This window comes from Acinetobacter sp. YH12039 (assembly GCF_013420015.1).
Lineage (GTDB): Bacteria > Pseudomonadota > Gammaproteobacteria > Pseudomonadales > Moraxellaceae > Acinetobacter > Acinetobacter amyesii.
The window spans coordinates 1-25179 of record NZ_VOZA01000020.1; the positions used below are offsets into that span (position 1 = coordinate 1).

A 25179-nucleotide genomic window follows, 5' to 3' on the forward strand; every position below is an offset into this window, starting at 1 on the left:
GAATAATTCAAGTGAATTTGTTTGAAAGAAGAACTTTAAAAGCTTTATTTTCACCCGATAAAATACCCATAAAACAAGAGGAAGCTCAAATGAGCTTCCTCTTGTGAAAAATTGTGGGACAGCAGTGCCTTTTAAGGTGGTTTTTTCTTGGCATTAAATATTCCAATTACCTTTTAATTAATCCTTAAACAATTAATTTTTTGCCTTCATGCATGGTTAAAAATGGATTCATTAACTTTGATGTTTTTCGCATTGCATGATGTAAGTCGTGTTCAGGTTGGTCTCTAGCTTCATCAGTCAACTGAAAAGTCCGATAATGCATTGCCAATGAACATTTAGACTGTAAGTCTTTATGCGCTTGAAAAGCCTCTTCGGGATTCATATGCAAATATTTCATTAAACGACGTGGCTCATAAGCCCCAATCGGCAATAACGCCACACGCGGTGCGCCTAAGCGTGTATGAATTTGCTTGAAATGTGCGGCATAACCGGTATCACCTGCAAAGAAGAAATGCCCTGTGCTATGTAAGATAGAAAACCCGCCCCATAAGGCATGATTTTGATCGCGCCATCCACGCCCTGAACCATGCTGTGCAGGCGTATAAACGATACGCAAATCTTCAAACATTTCCGATTGCCACCAATCAAGTTCAATGACATTGAAATGTGTGGGTAAATAATAAGCATTGCCTAAACCAGTATAAATCGGCATAGCAAATTGTTCATGTAACCAATTCAAGGTTGCTAAATCCATATGATCATAATGATTATGGCTCAGTAAAACCCCATGAATGGTGGGTAATTCTTCTAAGGCAATGCCTGCAGGACAAGCACGTCGTGGTCCAGTCCCTTGACGTGGGCCTGCATACTCCGCCCATACAGGATCGGTCAAAAAATTATATGGCCCAATTTGAATTAGCACCGTAGCATGCCCAACAAACCATACCAACCAATCGTCCATTTTAGCCAAAGGTCGATTTTGCGGAATGCTACGCGAAGAAGCAAAAAACTGTTGGTATTCTTGCTCACGATCTACTTTCCATGTATCGCTTTTACGCGTCATGATCCATTTCAGCATATCTTTACGCGTAAACGGATCTGGATTTCGAATGGTATTAAAGAATTTTTCCCCATTAAAATGGTCGGTTGCCAGATAATCAAATACAGGCTTCGTCCACGTATGTTTCATACAACGTTCAGTACTGATTTGAAATTGTGCTGATTGAGTTTTTTGATTCATGTGTATTTAAAATTCATTCACTGTGCTGACAAACCATGCAAAGTATTTAACCTCGCAGACCTATTGATCAAGACGACCTTTCATGCGCTCAAGCCAAACCTTCCGAGATTGAGGCTTGACAAAGAGTGCCACAATTTCAGGATGAAGCTGTTTAATTTGTGCTTCAATTCTGTTGACACAAGCTTCTATATCATCTGACGTTAAATTATCTTTAAACTCAAGACTCAAAGATGCCAAAACTTGATGTGCACCCATCTGCTCTGTTAACACCCCATTGGCAGAATGCACTGCTGGATCTTGCTCTGCAACCATCAAGACATTATGCCTCAATTGTGGGTCAGCAGTTTCTCCCATGAGCAATCCTTTAGTCTCACGTGCAAGTAAAATTGCTGAAATAGCGAGTACAACCCCAATTAGAATTGATGCCAGACCATCAAGCATTGGCATATTCAGCGCGTGTGATAAATAGATACCGATCAGGGCAATAAACAGACCAATCAGCGCTGCTGAATCTTCAAATAACACGGTAAATGTCGTCGGATCTTTACTGCGTCGAAATGCTTCAAAATAGCCCTGTTTCCCTTTGATTTTACGAAATGCTTTCAATGCCACAAACCAAGAGGTCCCTTCACACAAAATCGCAATACCTAATACGATATAGTTAATCATCGGATTTTGCATTTCTTCGGGGTGATAAATATGACTAATCCCTTGATAAATCGACACGATCGCACCCAAAGCAAAGACCATCAACGCCACAATAAAAGCCCAAAAATACAGCTCTCTCCCATAGCCAAACGGATGGCGTGCATTTGCTGGCTGCTGCGATTTTTTCATACCGTAGAGCAGTAAGATTTCATTTAAAGTATCAACCACAGAGTGAATAGCTTCACTCAACATGGCCGAACTATTCGTGATATAGGCAGCGACAAACTTCACCAGTGCAATCGCTAAATTGCCGAAGAGCGCTGCATATACCACGATTTTGTTAGATTCAGACATTTAAAATTGTCCTAAATTTATTTTTATCAAACAGATCTATTTGATTTTATAACTCATTCCATAGTACTCAAACTGACTGTAGCTGTTGTTTGTTATTTTGTTGTTTTTACACCAACTGTCGATTGTTTCGACAATGCCATCATGTTCCATGTGAAACACGCTCTTTAGCGCAAAGGTATAGAAAAAAAAGAAGCCGCAGCTTCCTTATAATTCTGTAGATGTACACGGTTCAACGTACTTTATTAAAATATTGCTCGCGCCACTCTTTCCAAAAGTACATCACAATACCAAACATCACGACCACGATTCCAACAAAGGCATTGGAGCTAATATGTTCACTGTTCAACGTCGCTCCCAAAACCAATGCTATGACAGGTGTCATCACATTACTGAGTGACACCGTTGATGCCGCCAAACGTTTGATCAGCCAGAAGTAACACAGCATTGCCACAATAGATGACATGATCATGGTAAAGACAAAACCTATCATGGCACGGCCACTTGGCAATTCGGTTGGAAAATGCTGCCAGATAAAAGGAATGATGAGTACCGAACCCAAGGCAGAAACAATCAGAGAACCTGTTGCCTGAGACATTGGCTTTAACGGTGCATTAATCTGCTTCACCCAAAAAATCGAACTAATATACGACACCATGCTGATTAGCATCAGTACAACGCCAATTGGATTGACTTTGCTATCAGCAGAATCTGCAAAGACAAAAGTTAGACCACCCACTGCAACCGCCATGCCCAACCACTGCAAAGCGACCAATTTATGTGTTTTTAAAATTACATGCCCAATCAAACCGGCAATTAAGGGTGAAAAACCAAAAATCAGTGCCATTAAACCAGAGGTGAGATAATTGGCTGCGAGATAAATAAACAACTGTGCGCCAATCAAATTCAAACTCCCTGCCACATAACTTTTTAATGAGGTTTCATCAAACGGCAAAGGATCACGCATCAATTTCAACAGAAACAGCGCAATAATAGATGCGCCGAAGTAACGGATAATCAACACCCACATCGGATGTATTTCCTGCACACTCCACACAATCGCGAGCGGCGTCGTCGCCCAAATCAGTACCAAAAGAGCATATATACTTGCCGTCAGCGGCAGTGAAGATTTCATTTCATTCTCAAATTTGATTGTTCTAACGACTTAACCTGAAACCCACTATTCAGATCTGGAACTACTCGTAAGACCATTAACTAATAAAGTTTAAGACCAATTATTGTTCTCCCCTTTATCAACTAAATTGGAGGCGGTATGAATGCCACCCGATCGTTTGGGGTATAAGGACTTCTCCTCAAACGATCAATAATCTCCCCTAGCCCCTCTTTAAAAAAGAGAGGGAACCATCCAAACGAAATCCATTCTTCACAAAGACTACTCCCTCCTTTGAAAAAGGAGGGCTGGGAGGATTAAAACCGTTGAATAGATCTATATAAGCTAAAACTGTATACATGGACTACAAAAATAGCTTTATAAGTGCGATGCTAAAACTAAAGACATAAAAAAACAGACCTACGTTACCGTAAGTCTGCTCCTCTTAGACATTCAGCTTACTTTACAAGTTTACGTAAATCTTGGCTTAAATCTAAATATTTATCCGCTTCAAACGCCGCATTCTTGCTAATCAATTTTTTCAAATGACGCATCTCTTTTGCAGCATTCACCGTAATACCACCAACAATGACACCGTCAGTTACACCAAACAATACAAATGAAGACTCAGCCGCCAATTCAGGTTTAATTTCACCACGAACGATCCATTCGCTTGCAGCCATATCACCTACAAATTGATAGTTGATATTCAATTGATCTGTCCAGAACCACGCTGGATTTGGGGTTGGATGTTCTACATCCATTACATGACGAGCAAAGATACCTGCTTGCAAGTTCGCATTTTCCCAAGTTTCGACACGACGGTGGTTACCACAGTCACGAAGCTGAGTCGCAACGTCACCCGCTGCATAAATATCTGGATGCGAAGTTTGGCAGTTATTATTCACTTTAATGGCAAAATCAACGTCTAAACCTGCATCAACCGCAAGTTGAGCATTTGGCACAATGCCAATACCATAGATCACTGCATCGGCACGAAGTTCTTCACCGCCTTCAAGCGTGATCACTACTTCTTCGCCATCAAGCTTACAGTCAGCAATAGAAGTCGAAAGACGAACATCTACACCTGCAAGACGTTGCTGTGCCAATAAGAATTCACTTAAAACACGTGGAGATGAACGACCCATGACCATCGGACCCATTTCAATCACGGTCACGATACAGTCTTTAGAACGTGCTGAAGATGCAAGCTCAAGACCAATCACACCACCGCCGATCAATACAATACGGCGACCCGCTTGTAATACAGGCACCAATGCTTGTGAATCTTCAAGGTTACGTAAGGTATAAACGTGTTTACCCAAAGCATCGAAATTCGGTAAACGGCGTGCTGCACCGCCGGTTGCTAGAAGCAACTTGTCAAATGCAACAATTTCGCCATTTTTCAGTTCAACTGTTTTCGCATCGCTATGGATTTTCACAACGCCATTGCCACGAATATGTTCAACACCGAGTTCTGCCAATTTTTCTTCTGACAGAATTTCGATTTTGGTCTCTTCAGGTTTTAGAATTACGTCTTTAGACAAAGGCGGACGTTCATAAGGAAGATGTGTTTCATCACCCACCAAAATGATTTTGCCTTCATACTTGTTCGCACGGAGTTCTAAAATGGCGCTAGCACCAGCTTGACCAGCTCCAACAATAACGATGGTTTCGATACCATTTTGGCTCATGGGTTTGTTCCTTATTTCAATTCTGCAGATACGATGCCGAAGCCCGCAATCCACTCACTAATGTCTTCGTAGCAATGTGTTGTCATGTCGTATTCGCCCACTTCATGTAGTGCAGCAAAAGCAGCCATCCAAGAACGAACTTCTTGACCGCCACGACCACCTTCAACACGAATTTCAGCTTCAGTCATTGCTTCAATGGCAGCAAAGTCAGCTTTGGCAAACGTCTCAAGCAATGCACGATCCCATTCTGGGTTTAAAGGCACTGCGACAGAAGTATCACCCGCTGCGAGTTTTTGACCGACAGCAATGATTTTGCCTTGACGTGTATTACGTGCCTCTTCAGTTGGATTACGACCTGCAATCAGGAACTCTTCCACTTCTGGTGGAACTGAACCCATTTGCGGCGTTGGTGGATCATGAGACAAACCACCTGTACCCAAAACAAGTACACGTTCATTCTCTAAGTTCAATGATTTAATGAACTGACCGACTGCACGACCCAAAGCGACTGTACGCTTGGTTGTTGGCATCGGTGCAGCAGCACCATTGATAAAAATTGGAATCGTTGGATAACGATCAAGCTTGCCACCACATAGGAAATGTAATGGTTGAGTCACGCCATGATCTGCTTGCATACGGTATGAGTACGCAACATCAACACCTTCATCCAACACACGACGTACTAAATTCACTGCAGTTTCTTCAGGTACGTTGATGTGATCATTGTCTTTACCATAATCCCAATCACCTGCTGCTTTGGCACGAATACCGACGCAGAAAGATGGCATGAGGTCATAGAAGAAACCATTGAAATGGTCTGGACCAAAAGTAATGATCAATGTTGGATTATAGTCTTCAACTTCTTTAGCGAGTTTGGCAAAAGTTTCGCGAACTTTTTCCTCTTTGTATTTCTCTTGCGGAGAAGCGAATTCCATTAGGGGACTGTGCGATGCACAAATAAGTTTAACGGCCATGGGTGACTCCTAAACGGAAGGCAGCCAAGACGGCTGCCGAGTAAGTCCTTTACGTATTTGGCGAATTAAATCTCGTCAAAGAAGCCAGCACGTGGTTGTCGTAAACCACGGATACCCAGACCACATTCAGCATTAATTAAAACACCAGTTAATGGGCGGTTGTTTTGACGAGAAGCCAATAACACGTATGAACCAGTCATATCTTCAGGTTCGGGTAAGAAATTGAGCGGCATGCCGCGTGCAATCTTCTCAGGATCGCGTGCATCGAGTAGACCGAGGTTTTCTTGGCCTAAAGAAGCAGCACCTTTGATGTTTACATTCATACCCGACGGAGCAACAGCGTTCACTCGTACTTTAGGCGCAAGCTCGTAGGCTAATTCTTTCATGATCCCAACGCCAGCATGCTTAGACGCTGTGTATACAGGGCCTCCGCCTGCCGAATACAGTGCTGAGTTAGACAAAGTAAATATGATAGAACCTTCCGAAGCTATCAATGCATCAAGTGCAGCTTTGGCACCTAAGATGAGAGATTTGGTGTTAATACCCATAATCTCATCAAAAGCTTTTTCCAGCTGTTCACCCGATGTATTGACGATATCTGCGTAATGATCCCAGATACCTGCGTTTCCGACGAAACAGTCAAGTTTGCCATAATGTTCTACAGTTGCTTGAACTGCACGAACATTATCCTCATAGCTGGCTACATCTCCTGCGATCGCAAGCACGCGGTCACCAAAATGTTCTTTCAATGCATCAACTTTCGATTGAGAACGTTGAAGAACAGCAACTTGTGCACCTTCTTCTAAGAAACGTTCAACCAATGCCCAGCCTAAGCCTGAACCACCACCGGTAATAAGTGCAACTTCGCCTTGTAGCCAACCCATGATTACTCTCCTGCCATCTCTACGTATAAAGCACCATCTTCAACAATCACAGGGAATGTTTTGATAGGATCTGTTGCTGGTAAGCATAATGCTTGACCAGTTTTCAAACAGAATCGAGCCGAATGAAGTGGACATTCAACAGTGCCATCATCTTCAAGGTAACCTTCAGACATTGAAGCATTACCATGTGAACAACGGTCGTTCATCGCGAAAAATTCGCCATTGTTGTTGAATACTGCAAGCGCATCGATACCATTCACGCCGCAATCTACTTTCAATGCTTCGCCTTCGTCTAATTCGTCAACTTGGCAAACAAAAATCTTATTCATTAGAAGAACACGCTCAGGTTATGTGAGTTGTAAGTCACCTGATCAAGGGTAATCTTACGGTTGAAGATTTCGAAACCTTGCTCAGTGTCAACTTTGCGGATCTTGTCGTGACGCTTACCACAGTAGATTGTTACATCTTTCTCTTTCTGGGTACGGTACAACAAGTACGTTACGTAAACGTCGTATTCGCCTTCAACTTCTGTCGCTTCAACAATCACATTTGAAACCATGTGTGTTGTACGTGAAGGAGGTTCTTCAGCCCAAGCCATACCTGTCTCTAAACGAGCTACACGGCGTTCCAACAAATCTTTAGTATCGTTAAATACCCAAGTTGTTGGCGGCTCAATCGAACGACGACGGTCACGTGTTTGCGCGTTTGGTGTTGTGCGTAGCGTATAAGAAATATCTTCCGCTAATACAGCTAACCAATCACGGAACTTCCAATCGTCCAGCAATTTTGCTTCACGATAAAGAAACTGACTAATTTGGTGATGGAGTTCTAAACTAATTTGACTCATTTCATAAGCTCCTTCTCATATTCGTCAGCCGCAGCTTCAACGTCTTCCCATTTTTCATGAATCAGTAGGTCAGCCCAACGACGGTACATACCACGTGCAGCTGTTTCTGAGAAAATGTAGTTGGTAATGCCTGGAATGCCGTCTTCACGTACTTTCTCGTTGCCTTTACCCATTTCCATAATGAGTTTGTTTTGACGCGCTTTATAACCACGTAAAACTTTTTGAATCTCAATCCAGTTCTCAGAGTCATCTTGCTCTAGGAAACCAGCTGGACCAAATGCACGTGTTGCAGAACGTTCAAATGCTTCTTTCACTTCTTGTGATGCTTCAGCGTCTGCAATACAGAATGCCCAAACTTCAGTTTTGTTTGGACCACGTGGGTGCCATACGCGAAGTGTTGCTGTACCGTTCAACCAAGACAATGTTGGGAACATGGTGTTATGACCAGCAAGACGTAATGCACGTACTTCACCTAAACGCTCTTTAACTTCTTCGTAAGTTTCACGGAAGTAGTTTGCAACTTCACCATCTACCCATACGTTAGCATCTGGCTTTTCTGTAAAGAAGAAACCTGAACCATGACCGCGTGAACCGTACTGGATCGCGTCTTTCGCAGTTTCCCAAACTGGACGTGCAGTTTGCGCAGCGCCTAATTTCTTAGAAGCTTCGTCATCTGGTTTCGCGCCAAGTACTTGAATTGCAGATGCGTGAGAGAACAATGCATGGTATTGGTCAGATGCAAACTGTTCAGCTGCAAATTTCCAGTTACACTCGATTTCCCACTTGTGTACACCACCGATAATTTCTGTACCACCTGGACGACGGTCAAGAACACCATCTAAGTACCAAGCGATATCGCCCATGTATTCTTCTAGGTCAGGTGTTGTTTCATCCCAACAAGCGAATACTAAGCCTTTGTATGATTTAACACGGGTAACTTCAACCAGACCCCATTTCTCTTTACAAGCACCGTGCGGGAACGCGCGGTCTTCAAGTGGAATATCTTTTAAAGAACCGTCAATGCCGTAAGACCAGCCGTGGTACGGGCAAGTAAATGCACGTGTATTACCACAGTCCGCGAAGCTCACACGCATAGAGCGGTGACGACATTGGTTTAAGAATGCTTTGATTGAGCCATCTTTTTGACGTGCCACGATGATTGGATCTTCACCCATATAGGTATTGAAGAAATCGCCGGCTTTAGGAATTTGGCTCTCATGGCATAGGAATAACCATGTACGACCGAACACACGTTCTAATTCAAGTTCGTAGATGTCTGGATCTGTATAGATAGATGGCGTGATACGTCCATTTTGTGCATCGACCAAAGCATCGATTTCGCGCACATCAATTTTTCCACTCATGAAAAGCTCTCCTGTGACCATAAGGCACAAAGTAATAGACTCAACTTTTCAACGATGATGGATTTTAGACCGATTTTCGGGAAATATTTATTTTGTTTTAATTAAGAGATTTTATGGATTATTACGGTAGATTTTTTTTATGGCATTTTTTTTAAATTGCCGAGAACACCATTTATTTCGTGAATGGTAAAATAATCCTCACGCAATAGTTGTTTATAGATTATACTGAACGGACTTCTAAGTAAGACATTTTTTGGATTACTCCACGGGTTGATTATATGGAATTACGACACTTACGCTACTTTATTACTGTCGCTGAAGAACTCAATTTCAGTAAAGCTGCGTTAAAACTTTATACTGCTCAACCTTCTTTAAGCCAACAAATTAAAGATCTTGAAGAAGATGTCGGCGTAAAACTGTTGCACCGTACTAAGCGTAAAGTTGAGCTCACAGAAGAAGGTGCCGTATTTCTAGAACAAGCACGTTTGACACTAGCTCAAGCAGACAAGGCCGTAGCGATGGCACGTCAGGTTTCACAAGCCAAACAGCAGATGCTGCGCATTGGTTTTGTCCCTGTCGCAGAGATGAAAATCTTCCCTTATGTGCTGCCAAATTTACGTGTTCAGAACCCAGAACTCAAGATTGAATTACTCAGTTTAAATAACCGTGATCAGATGAAATTGCTGCAAAAAGGTGAACTGGACATCACTTTTACCCGCAATAACTTCCACAGCGACGAAATTGAAAGTCAGTTTGTACTGCGTGAACCGCTGATCTTTATTTTACCCAAAGATCACCCTTTAGCGAAGTACGAGCGCATTCCAGTTAAAGCATTGAATGGGATTGATTTTATCATTCCTGCACGTGAACAATCTGGCACGTTGCATGAAGCCATTTTGGACTTTGCTTCGACCCATGATATTCAATTTAATATCGTGCAAAAAGCCGACAATATCCTGTTTAACATTAACTCCATCGGCATGGGCTTAGGCTGCACGATCCTACCGGGATACATCGCGCCATTGACCATGAACAATACCGTGATTCGTCCTTTAGATGTCGAATTACCGTATCTAGACTTGTATGTAAGTTACCGAAAAACGGCGAGTTCTGTGGCTGTAGATAAATTCCTTGAACTGCTAACCAAAGTTTTTTATCTCGATATTAATCGCGAACAGCGTTAATTTTCGCCAAGTCATAATTTATAGATATAGCACCATTATTTTTAAAATGAATAATGGTGCTTTTTTTATGGCTAAAAAGTCGCTTTTTTAATCGTTTAAATGTTTTAATCGACGCATTTTATCTATCATGCATATCGACTTGATGGAAAATAACTTATAAATTTTAGTTTAGACATTGATAAAAATTGCTAAAAATTGCCGATTTACAACTTAAGTCTAATAAATAATTCCCCTTCCCCAACCATTCAGATGAGCTTATTTTATGCCTTTTTACTGATTTAGACCGTACACTGTCGACCCATTAATGAGAATAATACTCATTTAAAGTATTTCTTTCAAAAGATTTATATAAAAAAAAGGATGGCAAAACCATCCTTTTTTTGAATTTCATGTCAGTGACAAGAAATTACACACCACGCGCTTTTAAATAATCTTTAATCACGGTGTTGAATTCTTCTGCTTTTTCAACTTGTGACCAGTGACCACATTGGCTAAAGATATGCGCATCCGCATTTGGAACTGTGTTCAAAATATCCCACGTACGAGATACTGGAATCACCACGTCTTGTACACCGTGAATCAACAATACTGGCACAGTAATGTCTTTCATTTTTTCAAAGTCGAGTGGGAATTCGAAACGGTCACGGTCGCGTGCGCCAACAACATCCATCAAACGATTTGATGCATAGTCATTTGCAGCAGAAGCGAAACGTACTTTTACCAATTCGTCTGTGATCAAGTCTTTGTTTACAACAAACATAGACAAGGTTTTCTTGATGCCTTCTTCGGTTAATACAGGGTTTGCATGTGCTTTAAGTGCTGCAGTTTGTTTAGCACCGCCTGTACCCATAGACACGATACCCAATACACGTTCTGGATAGTCCAAAGCCATTTGGAATGCTAACCAGCCACCGAGTGAGTTACCCACTAACCAAGTTTTTTCAATACCTAGGGCATCTAACGTACGTACAGCGTGATCAACCCAAGCACGGATACCATAAGCAGTATTCGGTGCAACAACAGTTTGACCATAGCCAATCGTATCGATAGCGATACAACGTGCTTGTTCACCAATTTGTGGAAGGTTTAACCACCAGTTAGCAGCAGCAGATACACCTGTACCTGAACCGTGTAAAAATAGAATTGGTGTGCCTTCACCCACTTCGTGGTAATGCGTTAATTCGCCTTCAGCAGTTTCAATCCATTTATCTTCTAAACCAAAGAATGAATCAGTTGTATAGTCAGGAATCTGAACAGTGCTCATACATGCTCCTCGTATTGCGTAGAGCTTATGTTTCAATCCATAACGGATTTAAACACAAGGGGGACTCTTTTGGATTTTGTGGTTTTTACAGTCTCATATTACCTGTTCAGCCACTGCTAACTGATACATATTTACGATCATAAACAACAAATAGACTATAATTTAAGTTATTGTTTTTAAATACATAACTCAAAAATATATCCATAAAATCTTTGAGGTATTTCTTTTTTAAATAAACCAGCGAATAAAAAGGGAAGCAATGAATCCACTTCCCTCTTTTTTATCCTGAGAAATTAGAACTTATAGGTATAAGTTGTCGCGACACGGTACTCTTGCAAGTCAGATTTGTAATCGAAATCGGCATCGATATACATTGCCTGGAAGCCTAAGCCCTTCAACTTACCTTCAGGCACGGTGTAGTTCACGATTAAGTTAAGCTCATCAGATTTTTGATCTTTCAGGATGCCATTTGCAGTACCAATTTCTGCATCAGAACCTGTAAAGTAAACCGCTGTAGCATTTAGGCCTTTCGCACCAAGCTCTGCAAAGTCATAACCATACGTAAAGCCCCATGATTTTTCATTTTTTGCAGTAAATGTTGCTATACCCCAGTTGACTAAGTACGGCTGCGGCACCCATCCACCCAGTGTTGGGAATGCATTATCACCAAACATTTGTTGATAACCCAAACCAAAGGTATGCGAACCGTAATTCACTTTCGCACCAACCGATAACGCTTGGTTATCAATTTCGCCATATAGTTTGTCACCCGAATCCGAGTTATCGAAGTAACGGATATGGCTATCCAGTTTGGCTTTGTCACCTAACTTGGTTTTATAGTTCGCGCCGACATATTGCTGTGTGTAGATGTCTTGAACATCGGCATACCAGTAGCTACCACCAATTTCAGGTGTGAATTGATGGTCAATACCCGCAATATACATACCATCAGAAGTTGGCCCAAGATCATAATGACCCATGGTGCCATCTGGTAATCTTTTACCTGGAGCGAACATTGATAAATCACGGAATTGGTTGTCATAACGGTTATTGATCCCGTCAATGTATGCCAAAGTTAACTTAGTATCTTTAATCTCTTTCGACTCTAACCATGCACCGCTATAAGTTGTCATTAGCTGACGAGATGGATCGAAAACCAACACTGGAGAAACTGGTAATAACTCACCCACTTTCAACTCAGTTTCAGATACTTTGGCTTTAAGGGTCACGCCCACTTTACCAAAGTTATCTTTTGATTCTTTACCATCGTGCGGCAAGATCCAGTCTGGGTTTTTATCGCGTGCATTAAGTTTAAATGCATGTTGAACCAAAAGGTCAGCACCCACTTGAATACCTGCACCAATATCTTGATACCCTGACTTGGCATCCAAAGTCACACCCTGTGACCATGAACCCCAGTTACCCGCCGGATTTTCTTTAATTTGACGGTCTAAGTAGAAGTTTTTAAATTTCAATTGTACTTGGCTGTCGTCAACAAAGTCCGCATAAGTTGCAGATGTTCCTAATGTTGCTGTCGCAGCAAGAATTGCTATCCATAAATTTTGACGACGCATGGCTTATTCCCAGTGATCAAATTAAGCTATGACATCATCATGCTCAACAATACCTTGGAAAAAAATCCGACTACAGTATTAAGGTTTATCAGGCTTTTGTGCGACTTGAACTTTGGAAGCTATTTCTGCTTATTTTCCTTAGAGATTAAAACAATAACTCTTTTTTATCATTTAGAACAACTGATTAAATTAACCCCATGTTTTATTAACATAAAATTTAAAGTTTTTTATTTTTTGCAATTACATGCGCTGTATTAATTGCTTTTAAGTTTAAACAAAGTTTTTTGCTGAGATTTATCCTTATTTGAGTTATAAAATTTAGCTATGACATGATATTTAATTTATATAATCATCAACAACTTAAAGTTAAATTTCACCACCATGACTGCTCGAAATCGACCATTGGTTCGCAGAATTTTTCTTATTTCAATCCGCTTTCTATGCATCAATTCAATCTCAACTAAAAACCAAGCCCATATAGTCAGTTGAGACATAAAAAAAGCGCCCATTTCGGGCGCTTTTTGACTTAAAGCAAATTAAGCATTGGCTTCTTTTGCTTTAGACATGGTCAATGCCAAGTCTTCAATCATATCTTCTTGACCACCAACCGTACCACGACGACCAAGCTCAAGAAGAATTTCACGAGCAGATACGCCGTATTTCGCTTCAGCGCGTTTTGCGAACAATAGGAATGAAGAATACACACCTGCATAACCTAAAGTTGCTGCATCACGGTCAGCACGGATTGGTTGCTGCATCATCGGTACAATCAGCTCTTCAGCAATATCTTGCACTTTAAACAAGTCTACGCCAGTGTCCATACCCATACGGTTCGCCACTGCAACAAATAGTTCTAGTGGTGTATTACCGGCACCAGCACCCAAACCCGCAGAGGCTAAATCGACACGTTTTGCACCCGCATCAACGGCTGCAATCGAGTTTGCCACACCCATACCTAGGTTATGGTGACCATGGAAACCGATTTCGATGTCTGAACCCAGGTTGGCACGTAAAATACCTACGCGGTCAGTCACGTCTTGAGGAAGCATGTAACCTGCAGAATCCGTTACATAGATACAGTTTGCACCGTAAGACACCATTTTTTGTGCTTCTTCCAACAGTTTTTCTGGAGAAGCCATGTGTGCCATCATCAAGAAGCCCACAGTGTCCATACCGAGTTTACGTGCAGCAGTAATGTGCTGTTCAGAAACGTCAGCTTCAGTTGAATGCGTTGCCACACGAATGGTAGAAACACCAACATCATGCGCCATTTGCAAGTGATCAACCGTACCAATACCCGGCAGTAAAAGTGCAGATACTTTTGCCTGTTTCAGGTTTGGAATCACTGCCTTCAAATATTCTTCATCGGTTGCCGCTGCAAAACCGTAGTTCACAGAGTTACCGCCCAAGCCGTCACCGTGTGTAACTTCAATTAAAGGGACACCTGCATCATCCAGAGCAGTTGCAATCGCAACCATTTGCTCAGGTGTAGTTTGATGGCGCATTGGGTGCATGCCATCACGTAAAGTCATATCATTAATAATAATCTTAGACATGAAGATGCTCCTTATGCTTCAACTGCGTTTAAAACACGTTCTGCAAACATTTCTGCGGTACGCGCAGCTGCTGCAGTCATAATGTCGAGGTTACCGGCATATTTAGGCAGGTAATCGCCCAGGCCTTCAACTTCCAGGAAGATGGATACACGGTTACCATCAAATACTGGACCGTTTACCAGTTTGTAACCTGGCACGTATTTTTGAACTTCCTTGATCATCGCATGCACAGATTCTGTGATTGCAGCCTGATCTGGCTCACCTTCAACCAGACAGTGAACCGTATCACGCATCATCAGTGGTGGCTCTGCCGGGTTAATAATGATGATCGCTTTACCTGCTTTAGCACCACCGACTTTTTCAATCGCACCGGCTGTGGTACGGGTGAATTCGTCAATGTTTTTACGTGTGCCCGGACCTACAGATTTAGTCGATACAGTCGCGATGATTTCACCATATTCAACCGGTTGCACACGCGAAATTGCAGCCACCATAGGAATAGTCGCCTGACCGCCACAAGTCACCATGTTCACGTTTGGCACTTCGCCTGCGTCCAACAAAGCTTCCAGGTTTACTGGTGGTACGCAGAATGGACCGATTGCAGCAGGTGTTAAGTCAATCATTAACACGCCAAGTTCATTTAATTTGCGGCTGTTTTCAGCATGAACATAGGCAGAAGTTGCATCAAATGCGATTTTAATGTCGTCTTCAATTACGTGTGCAAGTAAACCATCTACGCCTTCAGCAGTGGTTTTTAAACCCATTTTAGCAGCGCGAGCCAAACCTTCAGACGTCGGGTCAATACCAACCATCCATACTGGTTCTAAAAATTCGCTGCGTTGAAGTTTGTAAAGCAAGTCAGTACCAATGTTCCCTGGACCGATCAATGCACATTTAATCTTTTTCATGAATGTGTACTCTTAAAAATTCCGTAAAACCCAAGCTTATTTCGCTGCAAATGCTGCAGTCACAGAACCAAAGCCTTCAATTTCAACTTTGAATTCATCACCAGGATTTGCCACAACCATTGGGCCTAAGGCACCGGTCAATACGATGTCACCTGCAAGCAATGGACGACCACGACGAACCATTTCGTCAGCCAACCACACTGCTGCATTTAATGGGTTAGAAAGACACGCTTTACCCACACCTTGTGAAACCACTTCTTCACCACGAGTCATGACCATTTTGCAATTTACAAGGTCAAGATCTGCAAGTTTTACAGGCTTAGAACCCAGTACAAAACCTGCTGAAGATGCGTTATCTGCCACAGTATCAATCAACGAGATTTTCCAGTTTTCGATACGGCTATCGACCACTTCAATGGCAGGCAGTGCATATTCTGTTGCACTAATAATGTCTGCATAGGTGTGTTTTTCTTTGGTCAAATCTTGGTTAATCACCAAAGCAATTTCTGCTTCAACTTTTGGCTGAATCAATAAACCAGCAGGGATTTCTTCACCATCGCCATACGCCATGTCAGCAAACAACATACCGAAGTCAGGTTGATCAACGCCTAACTGCGCTTGTACAACTTTTGAAGTTAAGCCAATTTTACGACCTACAAGGCGACGACCTTCTGCCACCGCACGTTTGGTATTCACTTCTTGAACGGCATAAGCAATATCTACATCAGCACTTTCACCACCAAGTTGTGGACGGATCGGTGCAATCGCAGCCTGATTTACTTCCGCATCGCGTAATGCTTGCGCAACTGATTCAACAACAGCAGAATTCGACATCAATGTTTCCTTAAACTGCAAAAATTGGATGCACAACGTGTTTCATCCCGATCACCATCAAAATCAAAGTGATGAAAGTCATGTCAGGATTCGCCTAAAGCATTTCACTTGACATACTACACGTTATGTTTAGATGCATTTAGCATCGAGATTTTAGAAAGTGAATACCAATACTTATTTTATTTATGACTATAGCTATTAGCTATAAATTAATCATTATTTATTATTAATATTCAAAAACTTAAGTCAAAATAATTAAATAAAATTCACTATTTTTTTCGCCCTTAAATCTGAATCTCTACTAAAAAACTTGGCTTATACGACTAAAAGATAAGATTAAAAGATTATTTTAGCGTCAGGCCAACTTTTACGCATAGGTGTTCAATTTTATCTGATTTAGTTTAATAAATTGAAAATTTAAAAATAAATCAATAAACAACAATAAGATAAAACCAAAAATTCAAACAAAAAATCTATTCCAGCTTGTGGTAAAAGGCCAAATAGTTGCGCTCAACTTTTTAAGGTAAATTTGCTAGAAGACTGCTTGTTATTGTAGAAAAATCTAGTGTTATCAGTTTTTTAAGATAATTCAGCTCAATGCATTTCAAAAAATACAGAGGATGCGTTGCCATTTACTGGACAATAAAAAAGGTGAAAACCAGTTTCACCCTTTTTACTCGTTTGCTTCCGCAACTAGACAGCGAGACGCAATTTCACGTGTTCCAGCAGAAATTCCGTCAAATCATCGACTGTATGTGCAATATGTAAGGGCTGAAAATGCTGCAGCGTTTCTACCGTATGCACCCCATAGCTCACGCCTACACGCGGCATCTGAATATTCAGTGCCATTTCCAAGTCATACGACGTATCACCAACCATAATGGCTTGATCGGCACGTAGTCCTGTTTCCGCCAAAATTTCTGCCAACATCAACGGATCTGGCTTAGATTTGGTTTCACTGGCTGCACGTGTCGCACGAAACAACTCATGACTTTGCGTTTGAGCCAAGACACGGTCTAGACCTTTACGACTTTTTCCTGTTGCAACAGCCAATTGTAGACCGGCATCGCGTAATTCCTGCAACATATCCGCGACACCATCAAACCACATATCCCCTTTGGAATGGGCCACATAGTGATCGGCATAACTTTGCAAAATTTCGCTGTGCAATTCAGGAACCGTCGGAAATAACCGCTGTGCGACTTCCGGCAGCCCTAAACCAATAATACTTTTCGCATCAGCATCGGTCAGCGGCTGTGAATATTGATCTGCTGCAAATTTTAAACTCGCTACAATTTGACCCACAGAATCAAATAAAGTGCCATCCCAATCGAAAATGACTAGTTTTACAGCTGAGTTCATACGTTTTCCTAGATTTGATTCAGTGTTTGGTAATTCAGATTCTGGAGTGCATCAATTTATTTACCTCACCCCGGCCCTCTCCTTAAAGGAGAGGGAGAAAGAAAACTTACGAAGCAGTCCTGCTCAGGGAGAGAAGTCTCGTATTTAAAACTTACTCGTCATCTTCTGAAGACTTCACCACTTTGTCGGCTTTTTGCGCGCGTAGCTGCGCCACAAGGCTTTGCATATCTTCTGGCAATGGCGCTTCAATGGTTTGGTAACCCGGAATTTCTAAACGCATAGCATGCAGACATAAACGACGTGGCTTTGGACCACGGTATTCAGTTTCATGACCGTATTTTTCATCGCCCACCAATGGATGACCAATACTTAAACCATGTACACGGATCTGATGGGTACGGCCCGAAAGTGGAGACGCATACACCAAGGTGGCATGCATAAAACGTTCTTTCACGTTCCACAGCGTCTTCGACTCTTTACCTTCTTTAGGTGATACACGAACACGACGCTCGCCATTTGCCAGTTCGTAACGATGCAAAGGCTGATCAATGAGCTGCTTATCCAAACTCACCACGCCTTTCACCACAGCAGCATAAGTTTTTTGGATTTTGTGCTCACGTAACATGTCTTGCAGGCTTTTTAACACACTACGTTTTTTCGAAATCATCACCAAACCAGAAGTGTCGCGGTCAATTCGGTGAATCAGCTCAAGGTATTTCTTCCCTGTTGCGGCACGTAAACCTTCGATCAAGCCATACGCCACACCACTACCGCCGTGAACAGCAATACCAGAAGGTTTGTTTACCACCATTAAGCCTTCATCTTCATACACCACACGGCTCAGTAAACTTTGCGCGACTTTATCCGATACAGGAACCGCAGACTCATCTTTTTGCTCATAACGAATTGGAGCAACTCGAACTTGGTCACCAATATTGAGTTTGGTTTCCGCTTTGACGCGTTTTTTATTGACGCGGACTTGGCTTTCACGAATCAGACGATAAATGCGACTTTTAGGCACACCTTTCAGACGACTAAACAGGAAATTATCAATACGTTGACCCGCCTGATGCTCGTCCACTTCAAACCAGGTGACGCTTTGCCATTCTTGCGTAGAATTCATACAGTTACTGTGACCTAAAAAAATACTAAAATTGATTAAAAATTGATCATTTAAGCTATACTTTTCGCAAGAAACATAAGCTTAGCCCATAGGCAGATGATGCAAGGTTTGATATAGTCAGCGCACGGAAACCACCGTAACTGAGTAAAAGTTGATTCATTTCAGTATTTACTGTCATTGAACTTTCAAGCAATTACTCATTTAGCTCGGAAAGGTCCCAAAAGAATTATGCCGACGCCGAAGGCTTATTATATCGGCAAAACTGCAAACTGTTGCGTTTAATTGTGCCGTAGGTACATAAAACAGTTTGCCCCAAAAAAATATGTGCCAACCAAGGTTGGTTTTTAAACGTAAACTGATACACATCAGACCAGTCGCTCCCTGGAAATCGTGTTCAGGCCACAACGTTTGATGCATTGGATCTGCACAGTTTGTAAAGGTACGATGATAATTCCGTATCAAGACGCTCTATCAGATATGAATGGATGCTCTTCGAGCAATGTGACAGTGAAAGTTACTCACATCCAATGCACCGTTTGTCCGCCAGTGAAACGCGTTCAGGTGACTTTAATCGTTTAAAAGATTGAAGCCGTATTGCCATCATCAATACGTGAATCAAAAACCGTTGCCCGCCCAAAGAAGGTCGGTACACATGCACAGATGATGTTTTTCGATCTGTGCAACTTGATCCATGCTATCTGATGCTCGCTACGAGTCAGGCGATGTTCTTCTGTGTATCACTATTAGGTGTTACACCCATGAAACGTATGTTGATTAATGCAACACATGCCGAAGAAATTCGCGTTGCACTTGTCACTGGTCAGCGTCTTTACGATTTTGACTTAGAGAATCGTACCCGTGAACAAAAAAAATCGAATATCTATAAAGGTCATGTGACTCGCGTAGAGCCGTCTTTAGAAGCTGTATTTGTTGAATACGGTGCAGGTCGTCAAGGTTTCTTGTCGATGCGCGAAATAGCTAATTCTTATTACAAAGCAGATCCTCGCCAAACTTCAAACATCCGCGAATTGATCACTGAAGGCACTGAGCTTTTGGTTCAAGTGGAAAAAGAAGAACGTGGTAATAAAGGTGCTGCCCTTTCTACATTTATCTCTCTTGCTGGTCGTTATTTGGTCTTGATGCCAAACAACCCGAAAGGTGGCGGTATTAGCCGTCAAATTTCAGGTTCAGTTCGTGAAGAATTGAAAGAAATGTTGGCGTCTTTAAATGTCCCTCGTGGCATGAGCGTGATTGTACGTACTGCAGGTATTGGTCGTTCTCAAGAAGAACTCCAACTTGACCTTCAACACTTGCTGGACCTTTGGGCACAAATCCAAAGCACATCAAGTTCTGGTCCATCACCAATGTTGGTTCACCAAGAAGCCGGTGTGGTTACACGTGCGATCCGTGACTATTTACGTGATGATGTTGCTGAAATTCTGATTGACTCTGAGCAAGCGTATAACGAAGCGTATAACTTTGTTAAAGCAGTGATGCCACGTCAAATCGACAAATTAAAAACCTATACTTTAAATGAACCGTTATTCGCTCATTTTGGTATTGAAAGTCAAATCCAAACTGCCTATGAACGTGAAGTAAAACTTCCTTCTGGTGGTTCAATTGTGATTGACCAAACTGAAGCATTGGTTTCAATTGATATTAACTCTGCAAAATCAACACGTGGTAGCGACGTAGAAGATACAGCGCTCAATACCAACCTTGAAGCTGCAGAAGAAATTGCTCGCCAATTACGTTTACGTGATATCGGTGGTTTAGTTGTGATCGATTTCATCGACATGACTAAAGACCGTAACCAACGTATGGTTGAAGCTAAACTTCGTGAAGCAACACAAAGTGACCGTGCGCGTATCCAATTCGGTCAATTGTCACGCTTTGGTTTGATGGAAATGAGCCGTCAACGCTTACGTCCATCGCTTGAAGAAGCCACAGGTTATGTGTGCCCACGCTGTCATGGTACAGGTATGGTACGTGACCTACGTTCTTTATCACTTTCAATTATGCGTAAAGTGGAAGAAATTGCGCTACGCGAACGTCATGGTGAAGTTCAAGTTGAAGTGCCTGTTGAAATTGCTGCATTCTTATTGAATGAAAAGCGTCACAGCCTTGTATATCTTGAGCAAACTTCAAATGTACGTGTGACTGTACTTCCACACCCTCACCTAGAAACACCACATTACGAAATTTCGTATAACCCTGAAGGCTTTGCACCGACAAGCTATGAACGTACTGAAGCAACACGTTCTAGTGAAAAAGAATTGGGTTACGAAGCATCTGAGTGGCATTTAGGTGAAGAACAGGCCGCTGCTGCTCAGCAACAAGCACCTGTACAACAACAAGAAAAAGGCCACAAAAAGAATAAGCAACAACCTGTTGCTGCTCAACAAGCACCTGCACAAGTTGCAGCTCCTGCTGCATCATCTAGTCCATGTGCATGGTTAGAAAACTTATTTGTTCAAAAACAAGCTGCAACCGTTGACCAGTCGCGTACTGCAAACAATGCCGCTGCTGCAATTGAACAAATGGTGAATGGCGGTGCTGCAAGCCGTGGCCAGTTTGGTCAAATTACCCCTGCATCGGCAGCGCCTGCTGTTGTCGCAGATAATAATGCTTACCTTGCACCTTCTACTGTTGTGCATAAACAAGAACGTGACAGCCATTCAGAAAAAGCTGAACATGAAGAAAAACGTCACAATAAAAAGCGTACTAAGCATAAAGAACCACGTGAACAAGAAGCTCAACCGCATCAAGTTCATGAAGAAGTGTTACAACCTTCACGTCAAGACCGTCAAGAACAGCGTAATAACGAAGCACGTCAAAACGAACGCCAAGAGCAACGTTCTGAACGTCAAGAACCGCGCCAAGACAACCGTCAAGACCAACGTGAAAACCGTCGTAACTCACGCCGTCAACACAACAACGAACAAGTGCAGCAAGATGTTCAAAACAATGAACAACCGCAGTCTGTTCCGCGTCGCGACCGCAACAACCAACAACGTCCAAATCGCCCAAATCGCCACCGCGATCAAAGCGTATTGAACGAGCAAGCGATTGCTCAGGAAGTTGCAGCTGAGCAACAACCTGAAAACCGCAATCAACGTCAACCTAAAGTTGAAGTTGTTGATGCACCACGTCAAGACGTGATGCCAACAGCACTTGTGGTGAATGTTGATCAAGCTCAAAGCGAAATCGTAGCACTAAATACTGCCCCAGCAGTTGAAAAACCTGTAGAAACCCCAGTAGTCCAAAAAGCCGCTGTCGTTGAAGCAGAAAAAGTGGAAAAACTTGCGACTGAAACAAAAGAAGTAGGATATAAACCACAGCATGCGCAGCAAAAACCGTCTCGTGCAAGCAATGACCCACGTCAACGCCGCCGCGAACAACGTGCAGCTCGCGCTCAACAAGCACAGGCTCCAAAAATTTCGCCATCTCAAGTGCCGACACTGGGTCAATACACTGTAAGCAGCTTGATTAAGCATGTATACGGTGAAGACTGCTCAGTACTGATTGAGCAATTTGGCTTAATTCCAACATTCAACCGTGCATTGCAAAAATTCACGGAAGAATATGCCGCGACTTTGTCTGCACCTGCAGCTGAAGCAGCTGTAGAGAAAAAGCCTGTCACTCGTGATGTTCAAGTTACAAAAGCTGCACCTGAAGCTGAACCAGCGCCAATGTTGGATTTAACACCACCAAAGCCTGTGTCAGATAAACGTGTTGCTAATGACCCACGTGAGCGTCGTCGCCTTGCTAAACTTGCCGCTGAACAAGCGAAACAAGACCAAGCAAAAGCACATGCTGAGATGGAAGCTACGCCTGTCGCAGACACTGCTATTGAGGCGCCTGTAGTTGCAGAAGCTAAAGCTGCTACAGTTGAAGCCAATGTATCCGACGTTGCAGGTCAAACTGAAGCACCTGAAGCCGTTCAAGCTGAAGTACCGACACCCGTTCAAGCTGAACTGGATGTGAGTGCGCAGCCTGAAAAGACGGAAGAAGTGTCTAAAGCTCCTGCTAAACCAGTAGAAGAAAAAGCTCAAGCCGTTGAAGCGGAAAAGAAAGTTGAGGTTCCTGTAGACGAGAACTCGGCCACTGAAGGTGAAAAATCTGCACGCCCTCGTCGTCCTCGCGGTCGTCCACCGAAAAAAGCAAACACCGCAACTGAGCAGTAATTTGCTATTTTGCAGGTGAATAAAAAAATCCAGTCATTTCGGTGACTGGTTTTTTTTTGATACTTTTGTCAAATTAGGTTGATTGCACTAGATCGAAACGATTAAAAGACAATTGTAGAATTTGCTGCAAATTTCATTGCAAAGAAATAGACCGTATCGGATTACGAAAAATAAATAGGATTCACATGAGCCAAACTACACAACACGACCTTATTGGGATTGCTGATGTTGCAGCAAAAATTCCCGCGTTCATTAGCAAAGTACCCAACCTGTTGAGTGGTCTAAAGCAAGCCTATTTACGTACCCCAAATACTTCCGCAGGCTTAGGAATTGCATTTGAAAAAGCCGTCAAGCGTAATCCCAAAGGTTATGCACTTTATTTTGAAGAGCAAAAATATACCTATAACGAATTAAATGAATGGGCCAATCAAATTGGTCACTATTACCTAGCACTCGGTGCAAAAAAAGGTGATGTGATTGCAGTGATGATCGAGAACCGATCTGAACTCGTGGCAACTATCGTGGCATTAGCCAAAATTGGCGTCACTAGTGCCTTGGTCAACACCTCACAAGTCGGCAAAGTCCTGACACACAGTATCAACTTAGTAAACCCAATTGCGGTAATTGTGGGCGAAGAATGCCGTCAAGCCGTAGAAGAGATTCGTAATGATCTCAGTGTGGCTGCAGATCGTTTACATTGGTTCGCAGATCAGGCCACCCGTGTAGATGCCGGTAAAGCACCTAAAGGCTTTTTAAACCTTGCAGTAGCGATTGATGAATTTCCAAAATTCAACACGCCAACCACTGCAAGCGTAAAAGGCAAAGACGGCCTATTTTATATCTACACCTCTGGGACAACAGGCTTACCTAAAGCGGTGATTTTCACCAACAGCCGTTGGACTTTGGCTTATGGAACATATGGTCACGTCCTCAATTTGAACAAAGATGATGTGATGTATGTGACCTTGCCGCTCTATCATGCTACAGGTACTGTGGTTTGTTGGTGTGGGGTGATTGCAGGTAGTGCTACCCTTGCCCTGCGCCGCAAGTTCTCGACCTCTTCATTTTGGAAAGATGTACAAAAATTTGATGCATCAGCCATTGGCTATGTGGGCGAACTTTGCCGCTATTTAATGGATGCCCCACATTCAGACCTTGAAAAAGGCCATCGTGTGAAAAAAATGATTGGTAATGGCATGCGACCAAACATTTGGGATAAGTTTAAAGAACGCTTTGGGGTTGAAGAAGTCCTTGAACTCTATGCGTCAAGTGAAGGCAACGTCGGCTTTAGTAATGTGTTTAACTTCGACAATACCGTTGGTTTTTCACCAACGCCTTATGCGATTATTCAGTTTGATAAAGAAAAAAATGAAGCTGTACATGATGCTAAAGGTCGCTGCATTAAAGTCAAAAAAGGCGAAGTCGGCTTACTCATCGGTAAAATTACCCGTCGCTCACCTTTCGATGGCTATACCGACATGGAAAAAAACAAATCCGTCATTATGAAAGATGTATTCAAACATGGTGACTCATACTTCAACACAGGTGACTTGGTTCGTGACATTGGCTTCCGTCATGCACAATTTGTCGACCGTCTAGGCGATACTTTCCGCTGGAAAGGTGAAAACGTCTCAACCACTGAAGTTGAAAACATGGTGAGTGAGTACGATAAAATTGCTGAAGCTGTGGTTTATGGCGTAGAAATTCCAGATACCAATGGCCGTGCAGGTATGGCTGCCATCACGCTCACCGATGGTGCCGAACTCAACGAACAAGATTGTAGTGAAATGGTTCTACAATTTAAAAAATGCTTACCCGCTTATGCTGTGCCAGTATTTTTACGTGTACAGAAAAAAGTCGAAACCACAGGTACGTTTAAATACCAAAAAAATAAGCTGAAAGAACAAGCCTTTGATCCTCAGCAAACGGATGAGCGAATCTTGGTTTTACTGCCGAACGCGAGTGCTTATTGTGACTTGACCCCTGAAATTTATAATAATATTCAGGCCTATCAATACCGTTTCTAAATCAAACTTGCTCATTTTGACGACAATCACCCGTCAAAATGAGCCAC

At 42.4% G+C, this 25179-nt stretch carries 19 protein-coding genes and 1 pseudogene; 3 read left to right on the forward strand and 17 right to left on the reverse strand.

The features are described 5' to 3' along the window. Positions 1-184 precede the first annotated feature (184 nt). From FTT98_RS09790 to hcaE, 9 genes are all read right to left on the reverse strand, one after another. Positions 185-1240, reverse strand: coding sequence for an MBL fold metallo-hydrolase (locus tag FTT98_RS09790; RefSeq protein ID WP_180177331.1), 1056 nt, complete (start codon positions 1238-1240; stop codon positions 185-187). A gap of 60 nt (positions 1241-1300) precedes the next feature. After that, positions 1301-2242 carry a cation diffusion facilitator family transporter gene (locus FTT98_RS09795; RefSeq protein WP_078192768.1) on the reverse strand — a complete coding sequence of 314 codons (942 nt, stop codon included), beginning with the start codon at positions 2240-2242 and terminating at the stop codon, positions 1301-1303. 229 nt (positions 2243-2471) lie between these two features. Then, positions 2472-3374, reverse strand: coding sequence for a DMT family transporter (locus FTT98_RS09800; protein WP_180021141.1), 903 nt, complete (start codon positions 3372-3374; stop codon positions 2472-2474). 434 nt (positions 3375-3808) lie between these two features. After that, on the reverse strand, positions 3809-5044 hold the full coding sequence (hcaD, locus tag FTT98_RS09805; RefSeq protein WP_180007136.1) for a 3-phenylpropionate/cinnamic acid dioxygenase ferredoxin--NAD(+) reductase subunit: 1236 nt from the start codon (positions 5042-5044) through the stop codon (positions 3809-3811). A gap of 11 nt (positions 5045-5055) precedes the next feature. Further along, complete coding sequence (locus tag FTT98_RS09810) at positions 5056-6018, reverse strand: 3-carboxyethylcatechol 2,3-dioxygenase (RefSeq protein WP_180041354.1); 963 nt, start codon at positions 6016-6018, stop codon at positions 5056-5058. Between the two features lie 65 nt (positions 6019-6083). Next, positions 6084-6902 carry a 3-phenylpropionate-dihydrodiol/cinnamic acid-dihydrodiol dehydrogenase gene (hcaB, locus tag FTT98_RS09815; RefSeq protein ID WP_078192772.1) on the reverse strand — a complete coding sequence of 273 codons (819 nt, stop codon included), beginning with the start codon at positions 6900-6902 and terminating at the stop codon, positions 6084-6086. Positions 6903-6904: 2 nt separating this feature from the next. Then, complete coding sequence (gene hcaC, locus FTT98_RS09820) at positions 6905-7231, reverse strand: 3-phenylpropionate/cinnamic acid dioxygenase ferredoxin subunit (RefSeq protein ID WP_067763933.1); 327 nt, start codon at positions 7229-7231, stop codon at positions 6905-6907. Then, on the reverse strand, positions 7231-7749 hold the full coding sequence (gene hcaF / locus FTT98_RS09825; RefSeq protein ID WP_067763936.1) for a 3-phenylpropionate/cinnamic acid dioxygenase subunit beta: 519 nt from the start codon (positions 7747-7749) through the stop codon (positions 7231-7233). Before hcaF ends, hcaC begins: the two co-directional genes overlap by 1 nt. Further along, entirely contained in the window at positions 7746-9113 is a 1368-nt protein-coding gene (gene hcaE / locus FTT98_RS09830; protein ID WP_180041353.1) for a 3-phenylpropionate/cinnamic acid dioxygenase subunit alpha, read from the reverse strand. Before hcaE ends, hcaF begins: the two co-directional genes overlap by 4 nt. Before the next feature lie 278 nt (positions 9114-9391). On the opposite strand from hcaE, the gene hcaR reads away from it, so the two are divergent. Then, positions 9392-10297 (forward strand): DNA-binding transcriptional regulator HcaR, encoded by a 906-nt coding sequence (gene hcaR, locus FTT98_RS09835; protein WP_180002937.1) that lies wholly within the window; start codon positions 9392-9394, stop codon positions 10295-10297. Between the two features lie 406 nt (positions 10298-10703). On the opposite strand, the gene FTT98_RS09840 is transcribed toward hcaR, so the two are convergent. The 8 genes and pseudogenes from FTT98_RS09840 to FTT98_RS18350 all read right to left on the reverse strand — a co-directional run bounded on the left by FTT98_RS09840 (position 10704) and on the right by FTT98_RS18350 (position 19282). Beyond that, positions 10704-11561: an alpha/beta fold hydrolase gene (locus FTT98_RS09840; RefSeq protein WP_168377928.1), complete on the reverse strand. Its 858-nt coding sequence runs from the start codon at positions 11559-11561 to the stop codon at positions 10704-10706. 293 nt (positions 11562-11854) lie between these two features. Beyond that, on the reverse strand, positions 11855-13135 hold the full coding sequence (locus tag FTT98_RS09845; protein WP_168377929.1) for an OprD family outer membrane porin: 1281 nt from the start codon (positions 13133-13135) through the stop codon (positions 11855-11857). A gap of 536 nt (positions 13136-13671) precedes the next feature. Next, positions 13672-14691 carry a 4-hydroxy-2-oxovalerate aldolase gene (dmpG, locus tag FTT98_RS09850; RefSeq protein ID WP_180041352.1) on the reverse strand — a complete coding sequence of 340 codons (1020 nt, stop codon included), beginning with the start codon at positions 14689-14691 and terminating at the stop codon, positions 13672-13674. A gap of 11 nt (positions 14692-14702) precedes the next feature. Next, a complete protein-coding gene (locus FTT98_RS09855) occupies positions 14703-15599 on the reverse strand; it encodes an acetaldehyde dehydrogenase (acetylating) (protein ID WP_180041351.1) in 897 nt (298 codons plus the stop codon). 36 nt (positions 15600-15635) lie between these two features. Beyond that, positions 15636-16433 (reverse strand): 2-keto-4-pentenoate hydratase, encoded by a 798-nt coding sequence (mhpD, locus tag FTT98_RS09860; protein WP_078189749.1) that lies wholly within the window; start codon positions 16431-16433, stop codon positions 15636-15638. 693 nt (positions 16434-17126) lie between these two features. Continuing rightward, positions 17127-17795, reverse strand: coding sequence for an HAD-IA family hydrolase (locus FTT98_RS09865; protein ID WP_180041350.1), 669 nt, complete (start codon positions 17793-17795; stop codon positions 17127-17129). A 151-nt stretch (positions 17796-17946) separates the two neighbouring features. Beyond that, entirely contained in the window at positions 17947-18918 is a 972-nt protein-coding gene (locus FTT98_RS09870; protein ID WP_078189751.1) for an RluA family pseudouridine synthase, read from the reverse strand. A 55-nt stretch (positions 18919-18973) separates the two neighbouring features. Beyond that, positions 18974-19282, reverse strand: a pseudogene (locus FTT98_RS18350) (hypothetical protein). A gap of 394 nt (positions 19283-19676) precedes the next feature. Here FTT98_RS18350 and FTT98_RS09875 point away from each other — a divergent pair. Together FTT98_RS09875 and FTT98_RS09880 are read left to right on the forward strand one after the other, a co-directional pair. Beyond that, positions 19677-23105: an Rne/Rng family ribonuclease gene (locus FTT98_RS09875; protein ID WP_180041349.1), complete on the forward strand. Its 3429-nt coding sequence runs from the start codon at positions 19677-19679 to the stop codon at positions 23103-23105. A gap of 185 nt (positions 23106-23290) precedes the next feature. Then, complete coding sequence (locus tag FTT98_RS09880) at positions 23291-25132, forward strand: long-chain-acyl-CoA synthetase (protein ID WP_180041348.1); 1842 nt, start codon at positions 23291-23293, stop codon at positions 25130-25132. Positions 25133-25179: the final 47 nt, after the last annotated feature.